Source organism: Stenotrophomonas sp. STEN054, from assembly GCF_056854535.1.
On sequence record NZ_JBXFWG010000013.1, the window covers coordinates 17,132 to 39,482 of the forward strand.

A 22,351-nucleotide genomic window follows, 5' to 3' on the forward strand; every position below is an offset into this window, starting at 1 on the left:
GTCACATGGCTGCCAGTGGCCATGGGTGATACTCCGCTCAGCCTGCAGCCCACCGAGGAAACCATGTCCGAACCGGAAAAGCGTATCGCCCTGCTGATCGACGCCGACAATGCGCCGGCCTCGAAGATCGACGAAGTCCTGGCCGAAGTCGCCCGTTACGGCGTGGCCAACGTGCGCCGTGCCTACGGCAACTGGAAGAGCCCGCGACTGAAGGGCTGGGAATCGGTGCTGCACGAGTACGCCATCCGCCCGATCCAGCAGTTCGCCTACAGCAAGGGCAAGAACGCCTCGGACATGGCCATGGTCATCGATGCCATGGACCTGCTGTACGCGCGCAACCTGGATGGTTTCGCCATCGTCTCCAGCGATGCCGACTTCACCCCGATGGTGATGCGCCTGCTGACCGATGGCGTGAAGGTGTATGGCTTCGGCGAGAAGAAGACGCCCGAGCCCTTCGTCAACGCCTGCTCCAAGTTCACCTACCTGGAAGCCCTCGGCCAGACCCACGCCAGCGTGCCCGATGTCGAGGCCGAGGCCGGGCAGGCGCCCAGCGGGCAGGTTGCTGGCGAACAGGTGGCCAGTGATGAAGTGCGCCCGCGCAAGAACAGCGCGGAACTGCGCAATGACACGCGCCTGGTGAAGATGCTGCGGCGTGCGGTGTCGGCGGCCGAGGGCGAGGATGGCTGGTCACACCTGGGCCCGGTCGGCAGCCAGATCGGCAACCAGGCCTCGTTCGACCCGCGCAACTATGGCTACGGCAAGCTCAGCGACCTGCTGGCGGCCATTGGCCTGTTCGAGCTGAAGAAGGACGGCAAATCGTCCTACGTGCGCGCGCTGCCGAAGAAGAACCGGTAGTGCCGGCCGCGACTCAGATCACCCGCGCATCGGAACCCGCATGGCCGTCGGCAAACCCGGCGGCGAAATCCTCAACGCCGTTGAAGGCCAGCAGCAACAGCCCGGCGCACAGCAGCTGGTTGCGGCTGGAACGGCGGTAGCCCAGCACCAGCATCACCAGCCCTGCTGCCAGCAGAACGTAGTTCAACGCATCCCATGCAGTCACGTCGTCTCTCCCTGTGGATGGGCGTATCGTAGCGTTTCCGCGCCACCGTGGCGCACCGCTGCAGGCAGGGAATTCCGCAATGTTGAAGATCTGGGGCCGCCGCAATTCCAGCAACGTCCGCAAGGTGCTGTGGTGCGCCGAAGAAATCGGGCTGCCGTACGAATCCATCGAAGTGGGCGGCAGCCATGGCGGCACGCAGTCGGCCGAATACGTGGCGATGAATCCCAACAGCCTGGTGCCGGTGATCGAAGACCACGGCCTGCCGCTGTGGGAATCGAACACCATCGTCCGCTACCTGAGCGCGCGCTACTCGCTGGGCACGCTGTACGCCGAAGACGCGATGGAACGCGCGCAGGCCGAGAAGTGGATGGACTGGAGCACCTCGCGGATGGCCGCGCTGTACTCCGAACTGATCTGGGGCATCATGCGCACCGCGCCGGCCGACCGCGATGAAGCGCGCATCAACGCCGCCATCGTGCGTGCCGGTGATTACCTGAAGATGGCCGATGAGACCTTGGGCAGGCAGCCGTGGCTGTCGGGCGAGAAGTTCGCCATGGGCGACATTCCGCTGGGTTCGTTGATCTATGCCTGGTTCGAACTGCCGATCCAGCGTCCCGACCTGCCGAACGTGGCCGACTGGTATGCCCGCCTGCGCGAGCGCCCGGCCTACCAGCGCGGCGTGATGTCACCGCTGACCTGAGTGGTAGCGCCGGGCCATGCCCGGCGAACGTGGTGTGCGGAGGATCGCCGGGCATGGCCCGGCGCTGCCGACCGTCTGCCTCAATACAGATCCGTCGGATCCACATCCAGCGACCAGCGCACCTTGCGCGCCTCCGGCAGCGCGTACAGCTGGGGCACCAGCTGGGCCAGCACGCCATGCAGCGGTGGCCGCTGCAGCGCGGACAGCAGCAGCTGCGTGCGCTGGTAACCGGCGCGACGCGGCATCGGCGCCGGCATCGGCCCATAGGCCTCCACCACGTTCTGCTCGCCCAGCAGCTGCCGCGCCGCCAGCAGGAAGGCGTTGGCATGTTCCAGCTGCTGCGCTTCGGCACGCATCAGCGCCAGGTGTGCGAACGGCGGGAAGCCGGCGGCCTGGCGTTGGTTCAATTCGGCCTGCGCGAATGGGTGGTAGCCACCGCTCACCAGGGTTTCCAGCAACGGGTGCCCCGGGTGGTGGGTCTGCAGCCAGACTTCGCCGGGATCGCGCGCGCGACCGGCGCGGCCGGCCACCTGGATCAGCTGCTGGGCCAGCTTTTCACTGGCGCGGAAGTCGGCCGAGAACAGGCCTTCGTCGATGCCGACCACCACCACCAGGGTCAGCTTGGGCAGGTCGTGGCCCTTGGCCAGGATCTGCGTGCCGACCAGGATGCCGGGCTGGTCGCCCAGCTTCGCCAGCTGCTGTTCCAGCGCGTCGCGGCGCGAGGTGGTGCCGCGGTCGATGCGCACCACCGGATAATCGGCGAAGGCGCTGACCAGGTGTTCTTCCAGGCGCTCGGTGCCGATGCCCTGCGGCTGCAGCGCGAGGCTGCCACAGGCAGGGCAGGCCAGGGGCGCCGGCTGCCGCGCACCGCAGTGGTGGCACTGCAGGCGACGGCCGCCGCCATGCACGGTCATCGGCGCATCGCAGCGCTGGCATGGCGCGGTCCAGCCGCAGTCGTGGCACAGCAGCACCGGCGCGTAGCCACGGCGGTTCTTGAACACCAGCACCTGCTGGCCACGCTGCAGGTGTTCGCCGATACCGGCCAGCACGTCGGCGGAGAGGCCATCGTGCAGCGGCCGCTTGCGCACATCGAGGATGCGCACGCGTGGCGGCCGCGCCTCACCGGCGCGCTGCTTCAGGCGCAGGTGGGTGTAGCGGCCGGCATGGGCGTTGTGCAGGGTTTCCAGCGACGGCGTGGCGCTGCCAAGCAGCACCGGAATGCCCAGCGCCTTCGCGCGCACCAGGGCGAAATCGCGGGCGTGGTAGCGGATGCCGTCCTGCTGCTTGTAGCTGCCGTCGTGTTCCTCGTCGACGATCAGCAGGCCGGCCTGCGGCAGCGGGGTGAACACCGCCGAGCGGGTGCCGACGATCACCCGCGCTTCGCCGCGCGAGGCCGCGGCCCAGACGCGCGCGCGTTCGTTGTCGTTCAAGCCCGAATGCAGCGCATGCACCGCGATGCCGAGGCGGCCACGGAAGCGCGACAGGGTCTGCGGGGTCAGGCCGATTTCCGGCACCAGCACCAGCGCCTGTTTCCCCTGCGCCAGGCAGTGGATGATCGCCTGCAGGTAGACCTCGGTCTTGCCGCTGCCGGTCACCCCGTCCAGCAGGAAGGCATGGAAGCCGTCGGCTGCGGTGATCGCGTCTACGGCCTCGGCCTGTTCCGGGTTGAGAGTGGGGCCGGGCAGGGGCTGCGCATGCTGTGGTGCCACGCTCAGGGCCACGCGCTCGGCCAGCTCGCGCTTGGCCAGACTGCGTGCAGCGGTGCGCCAGTCCTCCATGCGCGCGCCCAGCACGTCTTCGTCGACCACGGCCTTGCCCAGCAGTTCGGCCAGTTGCCGCGGGCGGGTGCCGGCGCGCAGCTTTTCGCGCTGGGCCTGGCCGGCGGCGGTCAGCTGCCAGCCCCAGTGATGGGTGTCGGGCAGGGCCTCGCCATGCCGCAGCGGGCCGGGCAGGGCGGTGTTCACCACTTCGCCCAACGGTGAATGGGTGTAGCGGGCCAGCCACTGCAGGCTCTGCCACAGCTCGCCCTGCAGCAGCGGCTGCGGATCGCACCAGGCCAGCGCCTGGCGCAGGCCCTGGCCGTCGTCCACCTGGCCGTGGCCGGCCACCATGCCCACCAGCTCGCGATTGCCGAACGGCACTCTCAGGCGGCAGCCGACCGGCACGGCCGGAGCCGGACCTTCCGGGGGCAGGTAGTCGAACAGGCGGGGCAGCGGGACGGGCAGGGCGACCTGCAGGGTCGGGATGGGGTCGAGCATCGGGGCAGTGTAACGGGCAGGGCGGGAGCCGATGGCAGAGTCGATCGCGTCGCCCGCGCCTGCCGCGCAATCGTAAATGTCACCTAAATATCGGTGGCTGTTAGAGATTCAGTCTTATCCACATCTTCTGTGGATAACGTTGTGCGTTACCGCTCGACGGGCGCGTGTGAGGCCGATGGCGACGGCTTTACACCCGGGTTGGTCAAAAAATAGCCATGATTAAAAAGGCAACAAAATCAATGACTTGATCGTGAAACATTGCTGAAACAAGGTGAATCCGCAGCTTCACATCGGTTCGACCGGGGACCGCATTGATGCTGTGCACAACCTGCAGCACGAAGTGCCCGTGGGCGCAAGTCCTGCCGGTCGCCGATGGGCTGCCGCTATCATGCCCGCAGACCTTTGGAGTAACCGATGACGGCTGTGCCCGCCCCTGTTTCCTCGACCGCGGCCGGCGCGCTGTCGGCCTTCCTGCGTGGCGTCGAACGCCGCGCGCTGGTGGTTGCCGAGCTGCAGTGCGGTGACCCCGCCCGCGCCGAGCAGACCCTGGTCGCGGTGATGCGCGCTTTCTCCGCCGTGGCCAGCGACCTGCCGATGGCGCAGTGGCCGACCCGTTTCTGGACCCTGCTGGGCCAGCGCCAGGCGCTGCGCGAGCCGGCTGCCGGGCAGTGGCCGCCGTCGCTGGCTGCCCTGGGCGATATGCCGCCGCTGCCGCGCCTGGCCCTGCTGCTGCGGGTCGGTGGCAGCCTGGATGAAGGCATTGCCACCCGGGTGCTGGATATCGATGAAGACGGCTACCAGCAGCTGCTGGCCGCCGCCTGCCCGCGCGATGCCCACGGCCAGCCAGACGCCGCGGCGTGGCGCGGCCTGGCCGAGCAGGTGCAGCTGCGCATCCGCGATCTGCCGGCCAAGCGCCTGCAGCAGCTGCAGCAGCCCTCGGCACCGGCCACGAACAACCAGCCTCCTACCGCCAGCTGGCGCACGCCGGAGCGCGACGAGCGCAGCGCGCCCAAGCGCCGCCGCCCCAGCAGTGGTGCGCCACGCTGGCGTGGTCCGGTCATCCTGCTGGTGACGGTGGCGGTACTGCTCGCGGCCGCCCTGGGCTGGCGCTACTGGCAGCACCACGCGACGGCCAGCGATGCGCCGCTGCCGGAAGGCGTGGTCGCCGAGTCCGGCCCGGTCACCGTTGAATCCCTGCCGGCCAGCGAGGTGCAGCCGACCGCTGCCGCCGATGGCCACGCGGCCGAGGACGCCGCCATGCTGGGAGACCGCGACTATCCGCTGGCCGCCGACGCCGACCTGTATGCGTGGAGCGCTGCGGGCGGCCCGCTGCCGGTGGATGAATCCGAACCCAAGCCGACCCGCCCCGAGCCGGTCGGTGCCGCGCTGGAAACCGCTGCTGCCGATGAATAAATTCCTGCTTGCCAGCGTGCTGCTGGCCTTGCCGTTGTCGCTGGCCGCCGCGCCGCCCTCGCTGGAAGTACCGCTGCCGCCGCCAGCGCCCGGTGCAACGCCGGCGCCGGTGGCCGATACGGGTTCACCCGCCGCCTTCGCCCAGCTCAGCCCCGAGCAGCAGCGTCAGCGTCGTGCCGACTATGCGTCGTTGAAGGCGTTGCCGGAGGGCGAGCGCGAGCGCGTCCGCCAGGCGGCCGCCCGTTTTGCCGCGCTGCCGGCCGAACAGCAGCAGCGCCTGCGCGAGCGGTTCCAGGCCCAGGACCAGTCCTTCCGCGATGGCTGGCGGCTGGGGCCGCAGCTGGGCATGCAGTTCCCCAAGCTGCACGGCCTGTTCGGCCTGGTGCCGCCGGAGCAGCGCGAGGCAGCACTGGCCGCGCTGCGCCAGCTCAGCCCCGCGCAGTTGACGCAATTGACGCTGGTGGCCCAGCGCACCCCGCCGCAGGAACGCGATGCCGTGCGCAGCGCCTTCCTCGCCGTACCCGCCGCCGAACGCGACGCCTGGCTCAAGCACCAGGCAGGCGGCTGAAAAAAGGGGACGGAGGGGATTATGTCGCTTCAATCCCCTCCGTCCCCTTTTTAGCGGGCGGTCATGGGAATGGCGCGTCTGCGCGCGTAAGATGACCGGCCGCAACCCGGTGCCTGTGCCCTTCGCGCGCAACCGTAGTTGGCGTCCTGTACTTCCATGTCTACCGCAACCTCCACGCCGCGCTTCCGCAAGGAAGTGGGCGCGACCGGTCTGCTCGCCCTGCCGTTGGTGCTGGGCCATGTATCCACCGGTCTGATCTCCTTCGTCGACAACGTCATTGCCGGCCACCACGCCACCGCCACCCTGGCTGCGGTGACCATCGGTACGGCCCTGCTGTGGCTGCCGATGCTGATCCCGATCGGCACGCTCATCTCGCTTACCGCCTCGGTGTCCCAGCTGCACGGTGCCGGCCGCGAGCGCGAGATCGGCCCGCTGTTCCGCCAGGCGCTGTGGCTGGCGCTGGGCCTGGGCCTGATCATGTTCATCTTCCTCACGGTGGTGCCGCCGCTGCTGCCGGCCTTCGGCATCGCCCCGGACATCGTGCCGGGGGCGACGGCGTTCCTGCACGCTGTGCGCTGGGGTGGCCCGGCGCTGACCCTGTACTTCTGCATGCGCTACCTCAGCGAGGGCATGCACTGGACGCTGCCGACCATGCTGCTCGGCTTCGGTGGCCTGCTGGTGCTGGCGCCGATGGGCTACGTGCTGGCTAACGGCAAGCTCGGCTTTCCGGAAATGGGCGCCGAAGGCCTGGGCATCGCCTCGGCGGTGATGATGTGGCTGCAGGCCATCGCCTTCGCCACCTACCTGTGGTTCACCAGGCGCTTCGCCCACCTGCAGCTGTTCTCGCACTTCGAGGGCCCGCGCCCGGCGGCCATCTGGGACCTGCTGCGCACCGGCCTGCCGATCGGCATCACCGTGCTGATGGAGGGCGGCCTGTTCATCGTCACCGCGCTGCTGATCGGCCGCCTCGGCGCCAACGAAGCAGCCGCGCACCAGATCGCGATCAACGTGGCGCAGCTGTGCTTCATGATCCCGATGGGCGTGGCCGAGGCCACCACCGTGCGCGTGGGCCATGCGGTCGGCCGCGGCGATGGCTTCGGCGTGCGCCGCGCGGCGTGGGCCGGCTACGCGATCATCATGGGCACGCAGACGCTGTCGGCGGCGGTGCTGCTGTTCGGCCACGACGCCATCGTCGGCGTCTACACCAATGACCTCGCGGTGGCCGGCCTCGCCTCGACCCTGCTGCTGTACGCGGCCACGTTCCAGTTCCCCGATGGCATCCAGGTGCTGTCGGCCGGCGCGCTGCGCGGGCTGAAGGACACGCGCGTGCCGATGTTCATCGCCATGTTCGCGTACTGGGGCCTGGGCATGCCGCTCGGTGCCGGGCTCGGCCTGGGCCTTGGCATGGGCCCGCAGGGCATGTGGATCGGCCTGATCGTCGGCCTGACCGCCGCCGCCATCCTGATGGGCTGGCGCCTGCGTCGCAGCAGCCTGCGCATCGGTCAATCGGCCCTGGAATGATCGTCGTGCCCGTCACGCCAGACCGTGACGGGCGAACCCCTGACTTGTGTCCGATGCCGCCTCACACGGCACCGGCTATGCTGTTACCACGGCAAGAAGCCATCCGGAGCGCTCCATGAACCAACCCGTGCCCCCGCTGCCCCCGGCGCATCGCAATCCCATCGCCGGTTTCTTCATCGGGCTGTGGGACGTGATGAATTTCACCCGCAGGCTGATCCTCAACCTGGTGTTCTTCGGCCTGCTGCTGTTCGTGGTGGTGATGTTCATCGTCGCTGCGGGCATGGGTGCCGGCGCCAGCAGATCGCTGCAGGACCGCACCACGCTGGTCATCGCGCCGGAAGGCCGTCTGGTCGAGCAGTACAGCGCTGATCCGGTCAGCCGCGCGCTGGCCAAGGCGGTCGGCGACAACGGTGCAGAGGAAGTGCAGCTGCGCGACCTGCTGCGCGTGATCGAGTCGGCCAAGGCCGACAAGAAGATCGAACGCGTGGTGCTGGAGCTGGACAAGCTGCAGCCGTCCGGCTTCGCCTCGCTGCGTGAAGTGGCTGGTGCGCTGCAGGACCTGCGCGCCTCGGGCAAGCAGATCGTGGCCTTCAGCCAGAGCATGGGCCAGTCGCAGTACCTGCTGGCCGCGCAGGCCGACGAGGTTTACCTGGACCCGATGGGCTCGGTGGTGCTCGAGGGCCTGGGCCGTTACCGCCAGTACTTCCGCACCGGCCTGCAGGACAAGCTGGGCGTGGACGTGCACCTGTTCAAGGTGGGCGAGTACAAGTCCGCCGCCGAACCATACGTGCTGGATGCGGCCTCGCCGGCGTCCAAGGAAGCCGACCTGTTCTGGATGAACGACGTGTGGCAGCGCTACCTGGGTGACATCGCCAAGGCGCGCCGCCTGGATCCGGCACAGCTGGCTGCGGGCATCGACACCCTGCCCGAAGGCGTGGCGGCGGCTGGTGGTGACCTGGCCAAGTTCGCCCTGCAGCAGAAGCTGGTGACCGCGCTGAAGACCCGCGAGGAATTCGAGGATCTGATGATCGAGCGCGGCGTGGCCGACGAAGACGCCGACGGCGGCTTCCGCAACATCGATTTCGCCTCGTACATGGGTCAGCTCGACGCGCGCCGCAACCCGGTGGACAACCGTCCGCAGGTGGCCGTGGTGGTGGCCTCCGGCGAGATCAGCGGCGGCGACCTGCCGGCCGGCCGCATCGGTGGCGAGTCGACCTCGGCCCTGCTGCGCGCTGCGCGCGACGACGACCAGGTCAAGGCCGTGGTGCTGCGCGTGGATTCGCCGGGCGGTGAAGTGTTTGCCTCCGAGCAGATCCGCCGCGAAGTGGTGGCCCTGCAGGCCGCCGGCAAGCCGGTGGTGGTGTCGATGGGTGACCTGGCCGCCTCCGGTGGTTACTGGATCAGCATGAACGCCGATCGCATCTACGCCGATCCGTCGACCATCACCGGTTCGATCGGCATCTTCGGCATGATCCCCAACTTCAGCCGCGCGCTGGACAAGTTCGGCGTACACACCGACGGCGTGGGCACGACCCGCTTCGCCGGCGCCTTCGACGTCACCCGCCCGATGGACCCGGCCGTGGGCCAGGTCATCCAGTCGGTGATCAACAAGGGCTATGCCGACTTCACCGGTCGCGTCGCCGAAGCCCGCAAGAAGCCGGTCGAAGCCATCGACGAAGTGGCCCGTGGCCGCGTCTGGAGCGGTGCACAGGCCAAGGAACGCGGCCTGGTCGACGCCTTCGGCGGCATGAAGGACGCCGTGGCCGACGCCGCCAGCCGTGCCAAGCTGGGCAATGACGAGAAGTACCGCGTGCGCTACATCGAGAAACCTGCCACTCCGTTCGCGCAGTTCGTCAGTGGGTTCGCCGGCAGCCATGCCGGTGCCTGGATGCTGGCCGATTCGGGCGTGGCGCGGATGATGCTGGCGCGCACGATGCCGGAAGTGGATACCCAGCTGCGCTTCGTCGAGAACGCCGCGCGCGAGAAGGGCAACGGTGCACCGGTGAAGGCGCTGGCGTACTGCTTCTGCGGGTTCTGACCGGCATCTGCTGGTAATGAAAACGCCCGGCTTCGGCCGGGTGTTTTCATTGGTGGCGCCGGGCCATGCCCGGCGGATTCTGGAGACCGGCGGGCGACCTGGCCGCGCAGCAGGGTGAAGCGCGAGCCCGACAGCTTGGCGGCTGTCTCGGCGTCCCGCGCTGTGGCGGCCGCGCTTCGCGCTCGCCGGGCATGGCCCGGCGCTACCGCTCACGCGTCATTGCGTTGCTTCAGCCTCGGCCTTGCGCTCGCGCTCGGCACCAGCGTCCACGGTCTTCTGGACATCCTTGGCGCGGTCCAGCGGCCGGTTGATGGCCTTGGCCAGCGCCTGCGGCTCCGGCGGCTTCCCGGGGTTGGGCGGGGCCGGCTTCTGGCAACCGGCCAGCAGTGCGACCGACAGGCACACGGGAATCAGCAGACGCATCGTGGTGCTCCGGGGCGGGTGATGCGGCAGTGTCGCACTGTCGGCAACGCCCTGCTGTGACGCGTATCCTTGCGGCATCGAGACAGCGGGCGCGGCCCCGGAGAACATATGATCCAGCAACGGTGGCGCCTGGACGGGCAGACGGCCCTGATCACCGGTGCCAGCGCCGGCATCGGCCTGGCGATCGCGCACGAACTGGCCGGTTTCGGCGCCGACCTGATGATCGTCGGCCGCGATATCGACATGCTGGAAACCGCGCGCGACGAACTGCTGGACGTGCATCCGCAGATGCAGGTGCATGCGCTGGCCGCCGATGTCTCCGATGACGAAGATCGCCGGCAGATCCTGGACTGGGTGGAGGACCACAGCGATGGCCTGCACATCCTGGTCAACAATGCCGGCGGCAACGTCAGCAAGGCGGCGACCGAGTACTCCGAGGACGAGTGGCGCCAGATCTTCGAGACCAACCTGTTCTCGGCCTTCGAGCTGTCGCGCTACGCGCATCCGCTGCTGGCCCGGCACGCCTCCTCGTCCATCGTCAACGTCGGCAGCGTTTCGGGCTTCACCCATGTACGCAGCGGCGTGGTGTACGGCATGACCAAGGCGGCGATGCACCAGATGACCCGCAACCTGGCGGTGGAGTGGGCCGAGGATGGCATCCGGGTGAACGCGGTGGCGCCGTGGTACATCCGCACCCGGCGCACGTCCGGCCCGTTGTCCGATGCCGACTACTACGAAGAAGTGATCGCACGCACGCCGATGCGCCGCATTGGCGAGCCGGAAGAAGTGGCCGCAGCGGTGGGCTTCCTGTGCCTGCCCGCATCGAGCTACGTCACCGGCGAATGCATCGCGGTGGACGGCGGCTTCCTGCGCTACGGGTTCTGACCCCCTCGCTGGGCATGGCCCGGCGCTACCGGTGATGGCGCGACATCGGGTGGGTAGCGCCCGGCCATGCCCGGCGGACAATCAATCCGGCACCCGGCAATCACTCGCGGCCAGCACCGCCTGCAGGCGCTCGCGTTCGGCGCGGGCGGCGTCGCGGTTTTCCTCCGAGGCAAAGCGCTCGCGACCGCGGGCATTGCGGAAGCGCTGCTGCCAGCTGCCACAGCGCTGCGCCTCGGCCACTTCGCTGCAACGGTCGCTGACCACCTCGCAGCTGGCCGCATTGACCGGCGTGGCACCGCCCAAGCCGCTGACGTTCATCAGCTCGCAGCGGCCCGGCGCGGCTTCGTATTCGTGCAGGTACTGGCCGCCCTGTGAATCCTGGCACTGGAAGATCGGCGGCAGTGGCGGCTTGGGCGGCGCGTTCTCATCGACCGCGGCATCCCCTGGGCGGGGCAGCAGGGCGCTGTCGAGGATGGCATCGCCGCCATCGCGCTCGACCATGTAGGCCTCGCTGATGATGCGTTCCTGGCCCGCGCGCGGCGGTGTGGGAGCGACGGGCGCTTCCGTTGCGGGCGCTGCAGGCGCGGGGTCGACGGCGACCGGCGCCGGCGTGGGAGCGGCCGCAGGGGCCGCAGCCGGCGTCGACGACGCGGAGCCGGGCAGCTTCACGATCTCCTGCTTCATGCCGGCCGAACAGGGCATGCGCTGCACGGTGGGAACATCGCTGCTGCCGGTGCAGCGGTAGATCACCATCTCCTCGGCCGCGGCAGTGCCGGGCAGCAGGCACAGCGCCAGCCAGATCAGTTTCTTCATGCCAGCAGCCTACAGCAGCGGCCACCGCCTGATGGATGCCAACCTTGGTTGGCGCTGGTAGACAGCGGTGCCCACCAAGGTGGGCATCTACCAAAGCAAATGCGCTCAGCCGCCGCTGCAGTCCTGCGACAGGCGTGCGTCGATGCCGCGCTGCTCGTTGCTGATCGCGGTGCGTTCGCTCTGCAGCGCGCTGTTGTAGCGGCGGTCCAGCTCCCAGCGACGGTCGCGCAGGCGCGAGCAGACTTCGCGCGGCGGCAGCAGGCTGCAGGCGTCGCGCACCAGAACGTTGCCGCCGGGCACGTTGACCCCGTAGCCGAGCGGGGGCCGGTGCACCGGGATGCCGCCGGCCCCCGGAGGAGGCCCGATGCCGATGGCGCCGCCTCCCGTGCCCGGTCCTGGCGGACGCGGGCGCGGCCCACCGCGGGGGCCCGGTCCGTACCAGACCGTGGTCCATACCGGCACCCAGCGCGGATTCCCCTCGTTGTTGTCGCTGGTATAGCGGCTGCCGTCGTCGCGCACGCACTCGTACATCGGCTGCGGCGGTTGGATGTAGACGTGGCGGACCTCGCGCACGCCCATGTCCGGCGTCGCTGCGGGCGTCGGCAGCGGGGTATCGGTGCTGACCGCATGCGGCGGCGGGTCGCGCGGGCGCTGCAGGTCGCGAACTTCCTGGCGGCCGCTGCTGCAGGGCTTGTCCTGCAGCGCAACGGCGCCGTTGCTGCCGACGCAGCGGTAGACCCGCACGTCATCGGCAGCGAAGGCCACCACGGGCATCGACAGAGCCAGGCAGAGGGCAGGGCGCAGCAGGTTCATGGCTGCAGCCTGCGCGAATTGCCGCGGCACTGCAATCGGCGCATCAGGAGCGCAGGATGCTGCCGCTGAGCGCGTCGCGGATGGGCGTCGGCTGGGCCAGGCCGCCGGTCTGGCCATCCAGGATGCCGTCGAGCAGCCGCAGCAGTCGCGGGTCCAGTTCTTCGCGGCTGCGCGCCGGCGGTTCACCGGCCAGGTTGGCGCTGGTGGACACCAGCGGACCGCCCCAGGCGCGGCACAGCGCCGCCACCAGCGGGTGGGCGCTGATGCGCACGGCGATGCCGCTGTGTTCACCGGTCACCCACGGGCGCGCACGGGGGCCGGCCGGCAGGATCCAGGTGTTGGCGCCGGGCCAGCTGGCCAGCACCGCGCGCTGGCGGGCGTCGGGCAGGGCCTCCAAGCGCACCCAGCCTTCCAGCTGGGGCAGATCGGCGGCGACCAGGATCATGCCCTTCTCGACCGGGCGCTGCTTCAGGCGCAGGACCATGTGCACCGCCGCCTCATGGGCAGGGTCGCAGCCCAGGCCCCAGACAGCTTCGGTCGGGTAGGCGATCACGCCCCCCGCGCGCAGCGTGGCCACAGCAGTATCGAGGGTGAGTTCTTTCATGGGGACGGCCGGCCCGACGTGGGGCTTCATTATCCCCCCGCGGCGTGCAGAACGGGTGGTGGGCACCGGTTATGGGGCGGACCGTTGGTCCGCACATCCGGGCAGATCATCCACGCATGGCGTGGCAGATCATCCACGCATGGCGTGGGTCTACTTCTTGGCTGCGGCCTTCTTGGCGGCCTTCTTCACTGCTTTTTTCGCCGCCTTCTTCGCGGGCGCCTTCTTCGCAGCCGCCTTCTTCGGCGCGGCTTCCTTCTTCACCGCCGCCTTCTTGGCCGGGGCCTTCTTCGCGGCGGCCTTCTTGGCGCCAAAGCCCTTGCGCACCGGCTTGCCGGTTTCTTCCATCAGCTGCTGCACTTCAGCCAGGGTCAGCGAGGCCGGCTCGCGATCCTTTGGGATCTTGCCATTCATCTTGCCGTCGCTGATGTATGGGCCGAAGCGGCCGTTCAGCACCTGGATGTCGCTGCCCTCGAACTCCTTGATGATCCGGTTGCGCGCGATCTCTTCCTTCTCTTCGATCAGGAACACGGCGCGGGCCAGGTCGATGGTGTACGGGTCGTCTTCCTTCTTCAGCGAGGCGTAGGTGCTGCCGCGCTTGGCGAACGGGCCGAAACGACCGATGCCGACGCTGACGTCCTCATCCTTGTCCTGGCCCAGTGCGCGCGGCATCAGGAACAGTTCCAGCGCGTCTTCGAGGGAGATGGTGTGCATCGACTGGCCGGGGCGCAGCGAAGCGAACTTCGGCTTCTCCTCGGCGTCCTCGGCGGTGCTGCCGATGGCCGCATACGGCCCGAAACGGCCCAGGCGCACGCTGACCGGCTTGCCGGTCTTCGGGTCGGTACCCAGTTCGCGGGCACCGCTGGCCTCGGCGCGGTCGACCGATTCCTTCTTGTCTTCCACCAGCTCCTTGAACGGTTCCCAGAAGCGGGCCATCAGCGGAATCCACTCTTCCTCGCCGCGCGAGACGGCATCGAGCTCGTCTTCCAGCTTGGCGGTGAAGTCGTAGTCCACGTACTGGGTGAAGTGGCTGGACAGGAACTTGGACACCGCGCGGCCGACGTCGGACGGGCGGAAGCTGCGGCCTTCCATTTCCACGTACTTGCGGAACAGCAGGGTCTGGATGATCGAGGCGTAGGTCGAGGGACGGCCGATACCGTACTCTTCCAGCGCCTTCACCAGCGCCGCTTCGGTGAAGCGCGGCGGCGGCTGGGTGAAATGCTGGTCGGCCTGGATGCGTTCCAGCGGGACGCGGTCGCCCGGCTTCATCGCCGGCAGCTTGCGGCCTTCGTCCTCGTCCTCTGCGCTCTTGTTGTCCTTGCCTTCCTCGTACACGGCCAGGAAGCCGGGCACCACCACGGTGGTGCCGCTGGCACGGAACACGTGTTCGCTGCCGGCCGACAGGTCGACGCTGACGGTGTTGAGCGTGGCCGGGATCATCTGGCAGGCGACGGCGCGCTTCCAGATCAGCTCGTACAGGCGGCGCTCGTCGTCGGTGAGGAAGCGCGACACCTGGGCCGGGGTCCGCAGGGCCGAGGTCGGGCGCACGGCTTCGTGGGCTTCCTGGGCGTTCTTGGACTTGGTCTGGTAGGTGTTGGGCTGGTCCGGCAGCGAGGCGATGCCGTAATCACGGGCGATCACGTCGCGGATCTCGGCCAGCGCGTCCTGCGACAGGTTCACCGAGTCGGTACGCATGTACGAGATCAGGCCGACGGTGCCTTCGTCGCCGATGTTCACGCCCTCATACAGCTTCTGCGCCACCTGCATGGTCTTGCGGGTGGTGAAGCCGAGCTTGCGCGAGGCTTCCTGCTGCAGGGTGGAGGTGGTGAACGGCGGCGCCGGGCGGCGCTTGCGCTCCTTGCTGGCCACGTCGGTGACGTGCAGCGAGCCCTGCGCGGCCTGCTGGATGCGCAGACGGGCGGCCTCGGCGGTGTCGCCGTCGGTGACGGTGAACTGCTCGAACTTCTGCCCGTCCAGCTTGATCAGCTTGGCGTTGAAATGCTGGCTGGGGTGCGCGCACTCGGCAGCGATGGACCAGTATTCGCGGGCGATGAAGGCTTCGATCTCTTCCTCGCGCTCGACGATCATGCGCAGCGCCGGGCTCTGCACGCGGCCGGCGGACAGGCCGCGCTGCACCTTGCGCCACAGCACCGGCGACAGGTTGAAGCCAACCAGGTAGTCCAGCGCGCGGCGCGCCTGCTGGGCGTCCACCAGGTCGCTGGCGATGGCGCGCGGCTGGTTGATGGCTTCCTTGATGGCGCGCGGAGTGATCTCGGTGAAGACCACGCGCTGCATCGGCTTGTCCTTGACCAGCCCACGCTCTTTCAGGATCTCGGCGATGTGCCAGCTGATCGCTTCACCCTCGCGATCCGGGTCGGTCGCCAGCAGGATGTCGTCGGCGCCCTTGGCGGCCTTGGCGATGGCATCGACGTGCTTCTCGTTCTTGTCGATGACGTCGTAATGCATGGCGAACCCGTTGTCCGGGTCGACCGCGCCTTCCTTCGGGATCAGGTCGCGCACATGCCCATACGAGGCCAGGACGGTGTAGTCCTTGCCGAGGTATTTGTTGATCGTCTTGGCCTTGGCCGGCGATTCGACGATGAGCAGGTGCTTGGGCATGTAGGGAAAGGTCTGTGGGCGGACCGGGGGAAGGGGCCGCTAGGGTGGAGCAAACGGCCGCATTAGTGAAGCGGCCACGGGCAAATCGATAAACTGAACGCCCGGTAGTGTGCCGGGCGTTCAGGTTTCCTTATTAGAGGAATCACGCCCGGACGGCCCCTGTCAAGGGGCGGAGCGTGATGACGGCCGCCTGCCGGCGCCGTCGGCCAGGCTCAGCTGGCCATGTTGGCGATCACGCCCACTGCGACGACGGCGAGGATCAGGCCGCCGAGGACCAGCAGGCCGCCGATGACCAGCATCACCACGGTGACCGTGCCCAGCTCGCGCCGCTGCAGGTGCGGCTGGTCGGTGAAGGCCCAGCGGTCGACCACGACGGTGTCGCAGACCATGTCATGCAGGGCCTGCTTGCGGTCGGTGAACGCCGCCATCAGGTAGCCGATGCACAGGATGATGCTGCTCAGGATCGTGGCGAAGTAGCGGCCGATGCTGCGCCCCAGGGTCAGGCGCTCACCGTTGCCGCGCACGACCTTGATGCCGATGGCCATCTTGCCGGGCGTGGCGCCGCCAGCGGACGCATGGAACCAGCCGTAGTAGGCCAGCGAAATGAACAGGCCGGCCAGGCCGCTGACCAGCTGCGCGACCAGCCCCGTGGCCGTGTCGCCACCGCCTGCCGCGCCCATGCCGACGCCGATGCCGACACCGAGGACCATGCCGATGATCCAGCTGGGGATCAGCAGGATGAAGTAGTCGATCAGATAGGCGGCGAACCGCTTCCAGAAGCCCGCATAGACGACCTCGCCGCCCTGGACAGGCTGGGCGTAGTCGCCGCCGGCCGCGCCCGGGGCGCTGTAGGGTGAGCTGCTCAGTGCGCCCGTGCCCGGCAGGGCGGCAGTGCCGTTGTCGATGGCGGCATAGTCGCCGCGCAGGTCGAAGCCGCCTGCGGCGGTGCTGTCGCTGGCCTCGGCCAGGGTCTGCAGGCCCAGCTCGTCCACGACCTGGCGCAGGGCGGCCCACTGGCCCATCCCCTCGCGCCACACCAGTGTGTCTAGGGTCAGCTGCCCGCGCTGGAAGCGCTGGCGGATCTCGGTGACCGGGAACGGTCCCTGGCGTTGCTGTCCTTCGGCGAAATACCACTCAGTCATTGCGTTCCCCTGTTGGGTCATCCTTGGATTTCAGGCTGCCTGCACGGCCAGCGGCTCAGCCGCGGCACTGCACGGGCAGGTATTTGTTGTCGCTTTCGCCGGTGCATTCCCAGCGGCCGCTGTCGCGGTCGTATTCCTGCCACAGCAGGTCGCCGTCGATCGCCTTGCCGGGGACGGCCAGGGTGGCTTCGATACCGCAATGGCCATTGTTGAAGCGGCCGATGTGCACGGCTGACAGCCCCTGGCTGGCGAAGCTGCCCGCTTCGGGGAAGCCGGCGTCGTTGGCGCCCGGGCAGCGGCCCTGGTCATCGGCGAAGCGCTGGACCTGTTCCTTCAGCGGCTGCAGAGCGGTAATCGCACCGGCGACCTTGGATTTGATCACGTAGTCGTTGTAGGCGGGCAGGGCGATCGCGGCCAGGATGGCCAGGATCGGTACCAGGACCAGCAGGGCGACGCCGCCGATGATGGCGGTCAGCGCGCAGCCGGACAGGCCCTTCTTCGGCGGCGGCAACGCGGTGCTGGCGCTGGCGTGGTAAGGCGCTTCCGGCGGCAGGATGGGCGGTTGTGGGGCCACCGGCGGTGGCGGCGCGCTGGCCGGCGCATCGACGGCCGGCACGATCAGCCCCAGTTCGTCGACCACGCTGCGCAGGGGCTGCCATTGCGGCAGCCCGTCGCGCCAGACCAGAGTGTCCAGGGTGATTTCGTTGCTGCGGAAAAGCTCGATCAACTGCTCCGCCGGCAACGGGCCTTGCTGGCGGTTGCCTTGGGCGTGAAACCACTCACTCACGGGGACGCTCCTGAACGCGCTTGGTCCCCAAGTGTACGGTCAGTGAAGGGGTTCTGGCTCGTCCATGAACATCTGCGTTTCCATCCAGGCATACGCCGCCTCGGCGCCGGGCTGGTTGAACAGGACCATCAGCACGACCCACTTCAGGTCGTCCAGGTCCAGTTCGTCCTGGTCCAGGGCCATGGCACGGTCCAGCACCAGCTCGCGCTGGTCGGCATCGAGGATGCCGTGCTGTTCCAGATACAGCAGGAAACCGCGGCATTCCACGTCCAGCTTGTCCAGCTCGGGGCCGTGGAAAATGCGCACGGGGCCGTCGACCCGGGCCTGCGCCACGCTCGGCCTCTGGGCAGCCAGCGCATCGAGCCAGTCGAAGGCCTTGTTGATCTCGGTAGGGCTGAAACCGGCCTGGATCAGGCCATTCTGCAGCGAGTCGCGGTCACGGATCAGGTCCGCATCTTCGCTGAAATAGTGTTCAAACAGGTACAACAGTACGTCAAGAATGCTCTCTTTCATTGCCCCTCGGCCTGCGTCGCGCGACGCTGTGGAGGTGAAGAAACTAGGGAGTTCGACAGTAGCGGCCGTGTACGCACACCACGATTCCCGCCAGTTCCATGGCCAGCAGCATGGAGGACACCTCAGGCGCCGTCAATCCACAACGCGCGATCAATGAATCCATACCGCTTGGGTTGTGGTCCAGTGCCCGCCACAAGCTCTGGTAGTCAGGGTCGTTCGCCCACCGGTCCGGCAGGTCTGCCGGCGATGCCTGTTCAGTGGGGGTGGCAAGGCGGCTTTGCAAGCCGGGCAGTTGCTGGCGCAGGGCAGGGGCCAGCAGCTCCAGCACATCTTCGGGCCGTTCGACCAGGGCCACGCCCTCGCGGATCAGCCGATGGCAGCCGGCTGCGCGCGGGTTCAGCACCGAACCGGGCACCGCGCCGACCTCGCGCCCGGCCTCGGCGGCCAGGCGGGCGGTGATCAGCGCGCCGGAGCGCTGGGCCGCCTCGATGACCACCGTGGCCAAGGCCAGGCCAGCCACCAGCCGGTTGCGCGCCGGGAACTGCCCCGCCCGCGCCGGGGTGCCCGGCGGGTACTCGCTCAGCACGACGCCTTCGGCGGCGATGCGGGCCTGCAGGCGGGTATTGCCGGGCGGATAGGCCTGGTCCGGGCCGGTGCCGATGACCGCCACCGTGCGCCCGCCCGCATCCAGTGCGGCGGCATGGGCGGCGGCATCGATGCCGGCGGCCAGCCCGCTGGTCACCGCCAGGCCGGCCTCGACGAAGCATGCGGCGAAGCGTGCCGCCAGCGCCCGCCCGGTGGGGGTCGGCGAGCGGCTGCCGACCACCGCCACCGCCGGGTGCCAGGCCAGGCTGGCGTCGCCGGCCACGAACAATGCCAGCGGCGGCTGCGGGATGTCCTGCAGCAACGGCGGAAAGGCTGGATCGCAGCAGCCCAGCAGCTGCTGGCCGGGGTGCCGCAGCCAGCGCAGGGTGGCGGCCAGTGCCGCAGGATCGGGCTGCTGCAGGGCGGCGCATTGTTCAACGGAACAGCCGTGCGCGCGCCAGCCGGCCACACCCATGGCGAGCGCGGCGGAGGCGTCGCCGCTGGCCAGCAGCAGGGCGCGGCGGGGCGCCAGCGGTCCGCCGGCCAGGACCAGGCGGGCGAGGGTATCGAGGGCAGGGTCGGGGCGGGGCATCGCCCGACTATCGGCTACAGACGACGAAGGCGCCCTAAGGCGCCTTCGCGTTCTGCTGTCAGGGGAACCCGCAGGGAGGCTGCCGGCCGGGTAGAGTCGACCGTTGGTCGACCATCGCGCGCAGCGCGGGATTTTCGCGGCCGGCCATAGACGACGAAGGCGCCCTCGGGCGCCTTCGCGTGGTGCTTTCAGACAGGTGCGCTTACTTCGCGTCCGGGTGCTGGGCGCTGTAACCCACGTTCACCGGCTTCACGCCCTGCATCACCAGCGCGTAGCTGACGTTGTCGAAGGTGCGGAACACCATCGCGTGGGCGGCGTATTCGTCCGGCAGGCTGACCCGGCCCGCACCGGTGGACGGCGAATCGTCCATGCGCGAGGAGTTCGGGTACTTCATGCGGTGGGCGACGTGGCTGCCCTGGCGCCACAGCGAGAACACCGTGCCGTTGTCCACGCCCTGGCTGCGGCCGGCGGAGATGGCGATGACGTCGCGCGGGCCGCCGGCATTGAACATGTCGGCCACGGCCAGCACGCGCACGTCCAGGCCTTCCAGGCTGGCGGCGGGCACATGCGGGAAGAACTGCAGGTCGTACGGCTGCGCTTCCACGGGCACCAGGCGGTCACCGGCGCGCACTTCGCGGCCGTTGCTGTTGGCGTCCAGCATCAGGGTGGAGACTTCGGTCTTGCCGCCGGCCACCTGGGTGATGGTGCCGAGGCCGACCTGGGCCAGTTCATAGCCCAGCACGCCGCGGCGGTGGTTGGGCGCGTTGTAGGCCTTCCACAGGTTGCCGCTGCCCGGGGTGACGTCGCCGTTGGCGGTCAGGTCCTCGGTGGGCTTGGGCTGGCCGTAGCGCACGGTTGGGCGGACCACGGCCCAGCGCTGGCCGACCTGGGCATCGGCCAGGCGGACATACGCAGTCTGGCCGCCGGTGGCGCGCAGGCGGTTGTCTTCCAGGCCGGCCACATAGGGCAGCTGGTCGATGCTGTCGACCACGCTCAGCTGCTTCAGGAAGGGTTCGACCTCCGAGAGCGGCACGCCGGTCACCGGGGCTTCCGTGCGCGGGCCGGGCTGGGCCGTCACGCGGTCCAGATAGGCCAGGCTGAGCACGTCACCCGGGTAGATGAGATGTGGGTTGGCGATCTGCGGGTTGGCCTGCCAGATCTCCGGCCACAGCCAGGGCTTCTGCAGAAAACGGCCTGCAATGTCCCACAGCGTGTCCCCTTTGCGGACCACGTAGGTGTCCGGGTGCCCGCCATTCACTTCAACGGCGGTAGCATAGGCAGCCACGGTCAGCATCGCCGCAGCGACGACCGTACGAAAACGAAGCAACATAGGTGCGGAGCCCTGATTCCCCAACAGGTTCGCGCACTATAGTCCAGAAACCGGGGCGCAAGGCAAGCGTTGCAGATAGAATCTGCGACGTATGCCGGCGTATCCCCGGCCCCAACCCGGAAACAGCCATGGCCCTGCTCCCCATTCTTGAGTTCCCCGATCCGCGCCTGCGTACAAAGGCTGCGTTGATCGACGCCGCCGAGGTGACCACCCCGGCCTTCCAGACCCTGCTCGACGACATGTTCCAGACCATGTACGACGCTCCCGGCATCGGCCTGGCCGCCAGCCAGGTGGACGTGCACAAGCGCTTCATGGTCATCGACGTGAGCGAAGAGAAGAACGAGCCGCGGGTGTTCATCAACCCGGAGATCGTCGCCAAGGACGGGGGCCAGGTGTACCAGGAAGGCTGCCTGTCGGTGCCCGGCATCTTCGCTGACGTGACCCGCGCCGACTTCATCACGGTGAAGTTCCTGGACCGCCAGGGGCAGCCGCAGGAGCTCACCACCGACGGCCTGCTGGCGGTGTGCGTGCAGCACGAGATGGACCACCTGGACGGCAAGCTGTTCATCGATTACCTGTCGCCGCTGAAGCGCGAAATGGTCCGCAAGAAGCTGGCCAAGCAGCGCAAGCACGTGGCCTGACCGCCATCGCGGGCCGCCCTTTGCGGTGGCCCCTGCCTGCGCGTCCCGCGCGGGCTGCACGGCGCCGGCCGACGGCGCCGTCGTTCTTTCTGCACGTATCCATCCTGCAAGTGGGGTAGCCATGAGGATTGTCTTTGCCGGTACGCCGGAATTCGCGGTGTCGTCGCTGCGCGCGGCCGCGCGCCATCATGAGGTCGTGGCCGTCTACACCCAGCCGGACCGCCCGGCCGGCCGTGGCCGTGGCCTGGCACCCTCGCCGGTCAAGCTCGAAGCGGTTGCCCGTGGCATCCCGGTCTACCAGCCGGAAACCCTGAAGGACCCGGCCGCCCAGCAGCAGCTGCGCGATCTGCAGCCGGATCTGATGGTGGTGGTGGCCTATGGCCTGATCCTGCCCAGGGCGGTGCTGACCATCCCGACCCACGGCTGCTGGAACGTGCACGCCTCGCTGCTGCCGCGCTGGCGCGGCGCCGCGCCGATCCAGCGCGCGATCCAGGCCGGCGATGCCACCACCGGCGTGTGCCTGATGCAGATGGAAGCGGGTCTGGATACCGGCCCGGTGCTGCTGCACCAGGAACTGGCCATTGCCGACACCGCCACCGGCGGCGACCTGCATGACGCGCTGGCCGCGCTGGGCGCGCAGGTGCTGTCCGATGGCCTGGGCCTGCTGCGCGCGGGCATCAAGCCGATCGCGCGGCCGCAGCCGGAACAGGGCGTGACCTACGCGCACAAGCTGGACAAGGCCGAAGCCAGGCTGGACTGGGCACAGGACGCGCAGGTACTGGCGCGCACCGTGCGTGCGTTCAACCCGTGGCCGATCGCCGAGGCACAACTGGCCGGCGAGCGCGTGCGCATCCATGGCGCGGTGGCGCTGGACCTCGCCCACGGCCAGGCCCCGGGCACGGTGCTGGCTGCCGGCCGCGAAGGCATCGACATTGCCTGCGGGCAGGGCGCGCTGCGCCTGCGCGTCCTGCAGCGCGAGGGCGGCAAGGCGATTACCGCCGCCGACTACCTCAATGCGCGTCGCGACCTGCGCGTGGGAGCGTAAACCG

Annotated in this window: 21 protein-coding genes; 9 read left to right on the top strand and 12 right to left on the bottom strand. The window is 68.9% G+C overall.

Annotated elements, in window-relative coordinates; all coding sequences use genetic code 11:
- Window positions 1-63 precede the first annotated feature (63 nt).
- A complete protein-coding gene (locus AC1VXD_RS07120) occupies window positions 64-855 on the top strand; it encodes an NYN domain-containing protein (RefSeq protein WP_116865326.1) in 792 nt (263 codons plus the stop codon).
- A 13-nt stretch (window positions 856-868) separates the two neighbouring features.
- Here AC1VXD_RS07120 and AC1VXD_RS07125 read toward each other — a convergent pair whose 3' ends face one another.
- Window positions 869-1,060, bottom strand: a complete 192-nt coding sequence (locus tag AC1VXD_RS07125) for a hypothetical protein (protein ID WP_133249454.1) — start codon at window positions 1,058-1,060, stop codon at window positions 869-871.
- Window positions 1,061-1,139: 79 nt separating this feature from the next.
- Here AC1VXD_RS07125 and AC1VXD_RS07130 point away from each other — a divergent pair, with 79 nt between their 5' ends.
- Window positions 1,140-1,760 (top strand): glutathione S-transferase family protein, encoded by a 621-nt coding sequence (locus AC1VXD_RS07130; protein WP_116865324.1) that lies wholly within the window; start codon window positions 1,140-1,142, stop codon window positions 1,758-1,760.
- Between the two features lie 80 nt (window positions 1,761-1,840).
- Here the strand turns inward: AC1VXD_RS07130 and AC1VXD_RS07135 are convergent, their stop codons facing one another.
- Window positions 1,841-4,018: a primosomal protein N' gene (locus AC1VXD_RS07135; protein WP_482991473.1), complete on the bottom strand. Its 2,178-nt coding sequence runs from the start codon at window positions 4,016-4,018 to the stop codon at window positions 1,841-1,843.
- Between the two features lie 414 nt (window positions 4,019-4,432).
- On the opposite strand from AC1VXD_RS07135, the gene AC1VXD_RS07140 reads away from it, so the two are divergent.
- From AC1VXD_RS07140 to sppA, 4 genes are all read left to right on the top strand, one after another.
- Entirely contained in the window at window positions 4,433-5,431 is a 999-nt protein-coding gene (locus AC1VXD_RS07140) for a hypothetical protein (RefSeq protein WP_482991474.1), read from the top strand.
- On the top strand, window positions 5,424-5,999 hold the full coding sequence (locus tag AC1VXD_RS07145; RefSeq protein ID WP_482991475.1) for a DUF3106 domain-containing protein: 576 nt from the start codon (window positions 5,424-5,426) through the stop codon (window positions 5,997-5,999). Before AC1VXD_RS07140 ends, AC1VXD_RS07145 begins: the two co-directional genes overlap by 8 nt.
- A 156-nt stretch (window positions 6,000-6,155) precedes the next feature.
- Window positions 6,156-7,520: an MATE family efflux transporter gene (locus AC1VXD_RS07150; protein WP_482991476.1), complete on the top strand. Its 1,365-nt coding sequence runs from the start codon at window positions 6,156-6,158 to the stop codon at window positions 7,518-7,520.
- Between the two features lie 115 nt (window positions 7,521-7,635).
- Window positions 7,636-9,558: a signal peptide peptidase SppA gene (gene sppA, locus AC1VXD_RS07155; protein ID WP_482991477.1), complete on the top strand. Its 1,923-nt coding sequence runs from the start codon at window positions 7,636-7,638 to the stop codon at window positions 9,556-9,558.
- 216 nt (window positions 9,559-9,774) lie between these two features.
- Here the strand turns inward: sppA and AC1VXD_RS07160 are convergent, their stop codons facing one another.
- Entirely contained in the window at window positions 9,775-9,981 is a 207-nt protein-coding gene (locus tag AC1VXD_RS07160) for a hypothetical protein (RefSeq protein ID WP_482991478.1), read from the bottom strand.
- A 108-nt stretch (window positions 9,982-10,089) separates the two neighbouring features.
- Here AC1VXD_RS07160 and AC1VXD_RS07165 point away from each other — a divergent pair, with 108 nt between their 5' ends.
- Window positions 10,090-10,866 carry an SDR family oxidoreductase gene (locus AC1VXD_RS07165; protein ID WP_482991479.1) on the top strand — a complete coding sequence of 259 codons (777 nt, stop codon included), beginning with the start codon at window positions 10,090-10,092 and terminating at the stop codon, window positions 10,864-10,866.
- An 81-nt stretch (window positions 10,867-10,947) separates the two neighbouring features.
- On the opposite strand, the gene AC1VXD_RS07170 is transcribed toward AC1VXD_RS07165, so the two are convergent.
- The 9 genes from AC1VXD_RS07170 to AC1VXD_RS07210 form a co-directional block, all read right to left on the bottom strand.
- Window positions 10,948-11,679 (bottom strand): hypothetical protein, encoded by a 732-nt coding sequence (locus AC1VXD_RS07170; protein ID WP_482991480.1) that lies wholly within the window; start codon window positions 11,677-11,679, stop codon window positions 10,948-10,950.
- 105 nt (window positions 11,680-11,784) lie between these two features.
- Complete coding sequence (locus AC1VXD_RS07175; protein WP_482991481.1) at window positions 11,785-12,492, bottom strand: DUF4124 domain-containing protein; 708 nt, start codon at window positions 12,490-12,492, stop codon at window positions 11,785-11,787.
- Between the two features lie 43 nt (window positions 12,493-12,535).
- Window positions 12,536-13,126, bottom strand: coding sequence for an L-threonylcarbamoyladenylate synthase type 1 TsaC (gene tsaC, locus AC1VXD_RS07180; RefSeq protein WP_482991482.1), 591 nt, complete (start codon window positions 13,124-13,126; stop codon window positions 12,536-12,538).
- Between the two features lie 120 nt (window positions 13,127-13,246).
- The gene (locus AC1VXD_RS07185; RefSeq protein ID WP_482991483.1) at window positions 13,247-15,712 is read right to left on the bottom strand and encodes a DNA topoisomerase I; all 2,466 of its coding nucleotides are present in this window, start codon (window positions 15,710-15,712) and stop codon (window positions 13,247-13,249) included.
- Window positions 15,713-15,924: 212 nt separating this feature from the next.
- Entirely contained in the window at window positions 15,925-16,854 is a 930-nt protein-coding gene (locus AC1VXD_RS07190) for an RDD family protein (RefSeq protein WP_482991484.1), read from the bottom strand.
- A gap of 55 nt (window positions 16,855-16,909) precedes the next feature.
- Complete coding sequence (locus tag AC1VXD_RS07195; RefSeq protein ID WP_482991485.1) at window positions 16,910-17,641, bottom strand: GYF domain-containing protein; 732 nt, start codon at window positions 17,639-17,641, stop codon at window positions 16,910-16,912.
- A gap of 39 nt (window positions 17,642-17,680) precedes the next feature.
- Window positions 17,681-18,154, bottom strand: coding sequence for a DUF494 family protein (locus tag AC1VXD_RS07200; protein WP_108770130.1), 474 nt, complete (start codon window positions 18,152-18,154; stop codon window positions 17,681-17,683).
- Between the two features lie 43 nt (window positions 18,155-18,197).
- Window positions 18,198-19,331 (bottom strand): DNA-processing protein DprA, encoded by a 1,134-nt coding sequence (gene dprA, locus AC1VXD_RS07205; RefSeq protein ID WP_482991486.1) that lies wholly within the window; start codon window positions 19,329-19,331, stop codon window positions 18,198-18,200.
- 202 nt (window positions 19,332-19,533) lie between these two features.
- A complete protein-coding gene (locus AC1VXD_RS07210; protein WP_482991487.1) occupies window positions 19,534-20,661 on the bottom strand; it encodes a LysM peptidoglycan-binding domain-containing protein in 1,128 nt (375 codons plus the stop codon).
- Window positions 20,662-20,789: 128 nt separating this feature from the next.
- Here AC1VXD_RS07210 and def point away from each other — a divergent pair, with 128 nt between their 5' ends.
- Together def and fmt are read left to right on the top strand one after the other, a co-directional pair.
- The gene (gene def / locus AC1VXD_RS07215) at window positions 20,790-21,302 is read left to right on the top strand and encodes a peptide deformylase (RefSeq protein ID WP_482991488.1); all 513 of its coding nucleotides are present in this window, start codon (window positions 20,790-20,792) and stop codon (window positions 21,300-21,302) included.
- A gap of 121 nt (window positions 21,303-21,423) precedes the next feature.
- Window positions 21,424-22,347: a methionyl-tRNA formyltransferase gene (gene fmt, locus AC1VXD_RS07220; RefSeq protein WP_482991489.1), complete on the top strand. Its 924-nt coding sequence runs from the start codon at window positions 21,424-21,426 to the stop codon at window positions 22,345-22,347.
- Window positions 22,348-22,351 lie beyond the last annotated feature (4 nt).

What these genes read in the sequence shown, in the direction of transcription:
- dprA (WP_482991486.1), bottom strand. Translation starts at nt 19,331, where the DNA reads ATGCCCCGCCCCGACCCTGCCCTCGATACCCTCGCCCGCCTGGTCCTG.
- AC1VXD_RS07145 (WP_482991475.1), top strand. Translation starts at nt 5,424, where the DNA reads ATGAATAAATTCCTGCTTGCCAGCGTGCTGCTGGCCTTGCCGTTGTCG.
- AC1VXD_RS07170 (WP_482991480.1), bottom strand. Translation starts at nt 11,679, where the DNA reads ATGAAGAAACTGATCTGGCTGGCGCTGTGCCTGCTGCCCGGCACTGCC.
- AC1VXD_RS07140 (WP_482991474.1), top strand. Translation starts at nt 4,433, where the DNA reads ATGACGGCTGTGCCCGCCCCTGTTTCCTCGACCGCGGCCGGCGCGCTG.
- AC1VXD_RS07200 (WP_108770130.1), bottom strand. Translation starts at nt 18,154, where the DNA reads ATGAAAGAGAGCATTCTTGACGTACTGTTGTACCTGTTTGAACACTAT.
- AC1VXD_RS07165 (WP_482991479.1), top strand. Translation starts at nt 10,090, where the DNA reads ATGATCCAGCAACGGTGGCGCCTGGACGGGCAGACGGCCCTGATCACC.
- AC1VXD_RS07120 (WP_116865326.1), top strand. Translation starts at nt 64, where the DNA reads ATGTCCGAACCGGAAAAGCGTATCGCCCTGCTGATCGACGCCGACAAT.
- AC1VXD_RS07135 (WP_482991473.1), bottom strand. Translation starts at nt 4,018, where the DNA reads ATGCTCGACCCCATCCCGACCCTGCAGGTCGCCCTGCCCGTCCCGCTG.
- AC1VXD_RS07190 (WP_482991484.1), bottom strand. Translation starts at nt 16,854, where the DNA reads ATGACTGAGTGGTATTTCGCCGAAGGACAGCAACGCCAGGGACCGTTC.
- def (WP_482991488.1), top strand. Translation starts at nt 20,790, where the DNA reads ATGGCCCTGCTCCCCATTCTTGAGTTCCCCGATCCGCGCCTGCGTACA.
- AC1VXD_RS07210 (WP_482991487.1), bottom strand. Translation starts at nt 20,661, where the DNA reads ATGTTGCTTCGTTTTCGTACGGTCGTCGCTGCGGCGATGCTGACCGTG.
- AC1VXD_RS07150 (WP_482991476.1), top strand. Translation starts at nt 6,156, where the DNA reads ATGTCTACCGCAACCTCCACGCCGCGCTTCCGCAAGGAAGTGGGCGCG.
- AC1VXD_RS07160 (WP_482991478.1), bottom strand. Translation starts at nt 9,981, where the DNA reads ATGCGTCTGCTGATTCCCGTGTGCCTGTCGGTCGCACTGCTGGCCGGT.
- AC1VXD_RS07185 (WP_482991483.1), bottom strand. Translation starts at nt 15,712, where the DNA reads ATGCCCAAGCACCTGCTCATCGTCGAATCGCCGGCCAAGGCCAAGACG.
- sppA (WP_482991477.1), top strand. Translation starts at nt 7,636, where the DNA reads ATGAACCAACCCGTGCCCCCGCTGCCCCCGGCGCATCGCAATCCCATC.
- tsaC (WP_482991482.1), bottom strand. Translation starts at nt 13,126, where the DNA reads ATGAAGCCCCACGTCGGGCCGGCCGTCCCCATGAAAGAACTCACCCTC.
- AC1VXD_RS07175 (WP_482991481.1), bottom strand. Translation starts at nt 12,492, where the DNA reads ATGAACCTGCTGCGCCCTGCCCTCTGCCTGGCTCTGTCGATGCCCGTG.
- fmt (WP_482991489.1), top strand. Translation starts at nt 21,424, where the DNA reads ATGAGGATTGTCTTTGCCGGTACGCCGGAATTCGCGGTGTCGTCGCTG.
- AC1VXD_RS07130 (WP_116865324.1), top strand. Translation starts at nt 1,140, where the DNA reads ATGTTGAAGATCTGGGGCCGCCGCAATTCCAGCAACGTCCGCAAGGTG.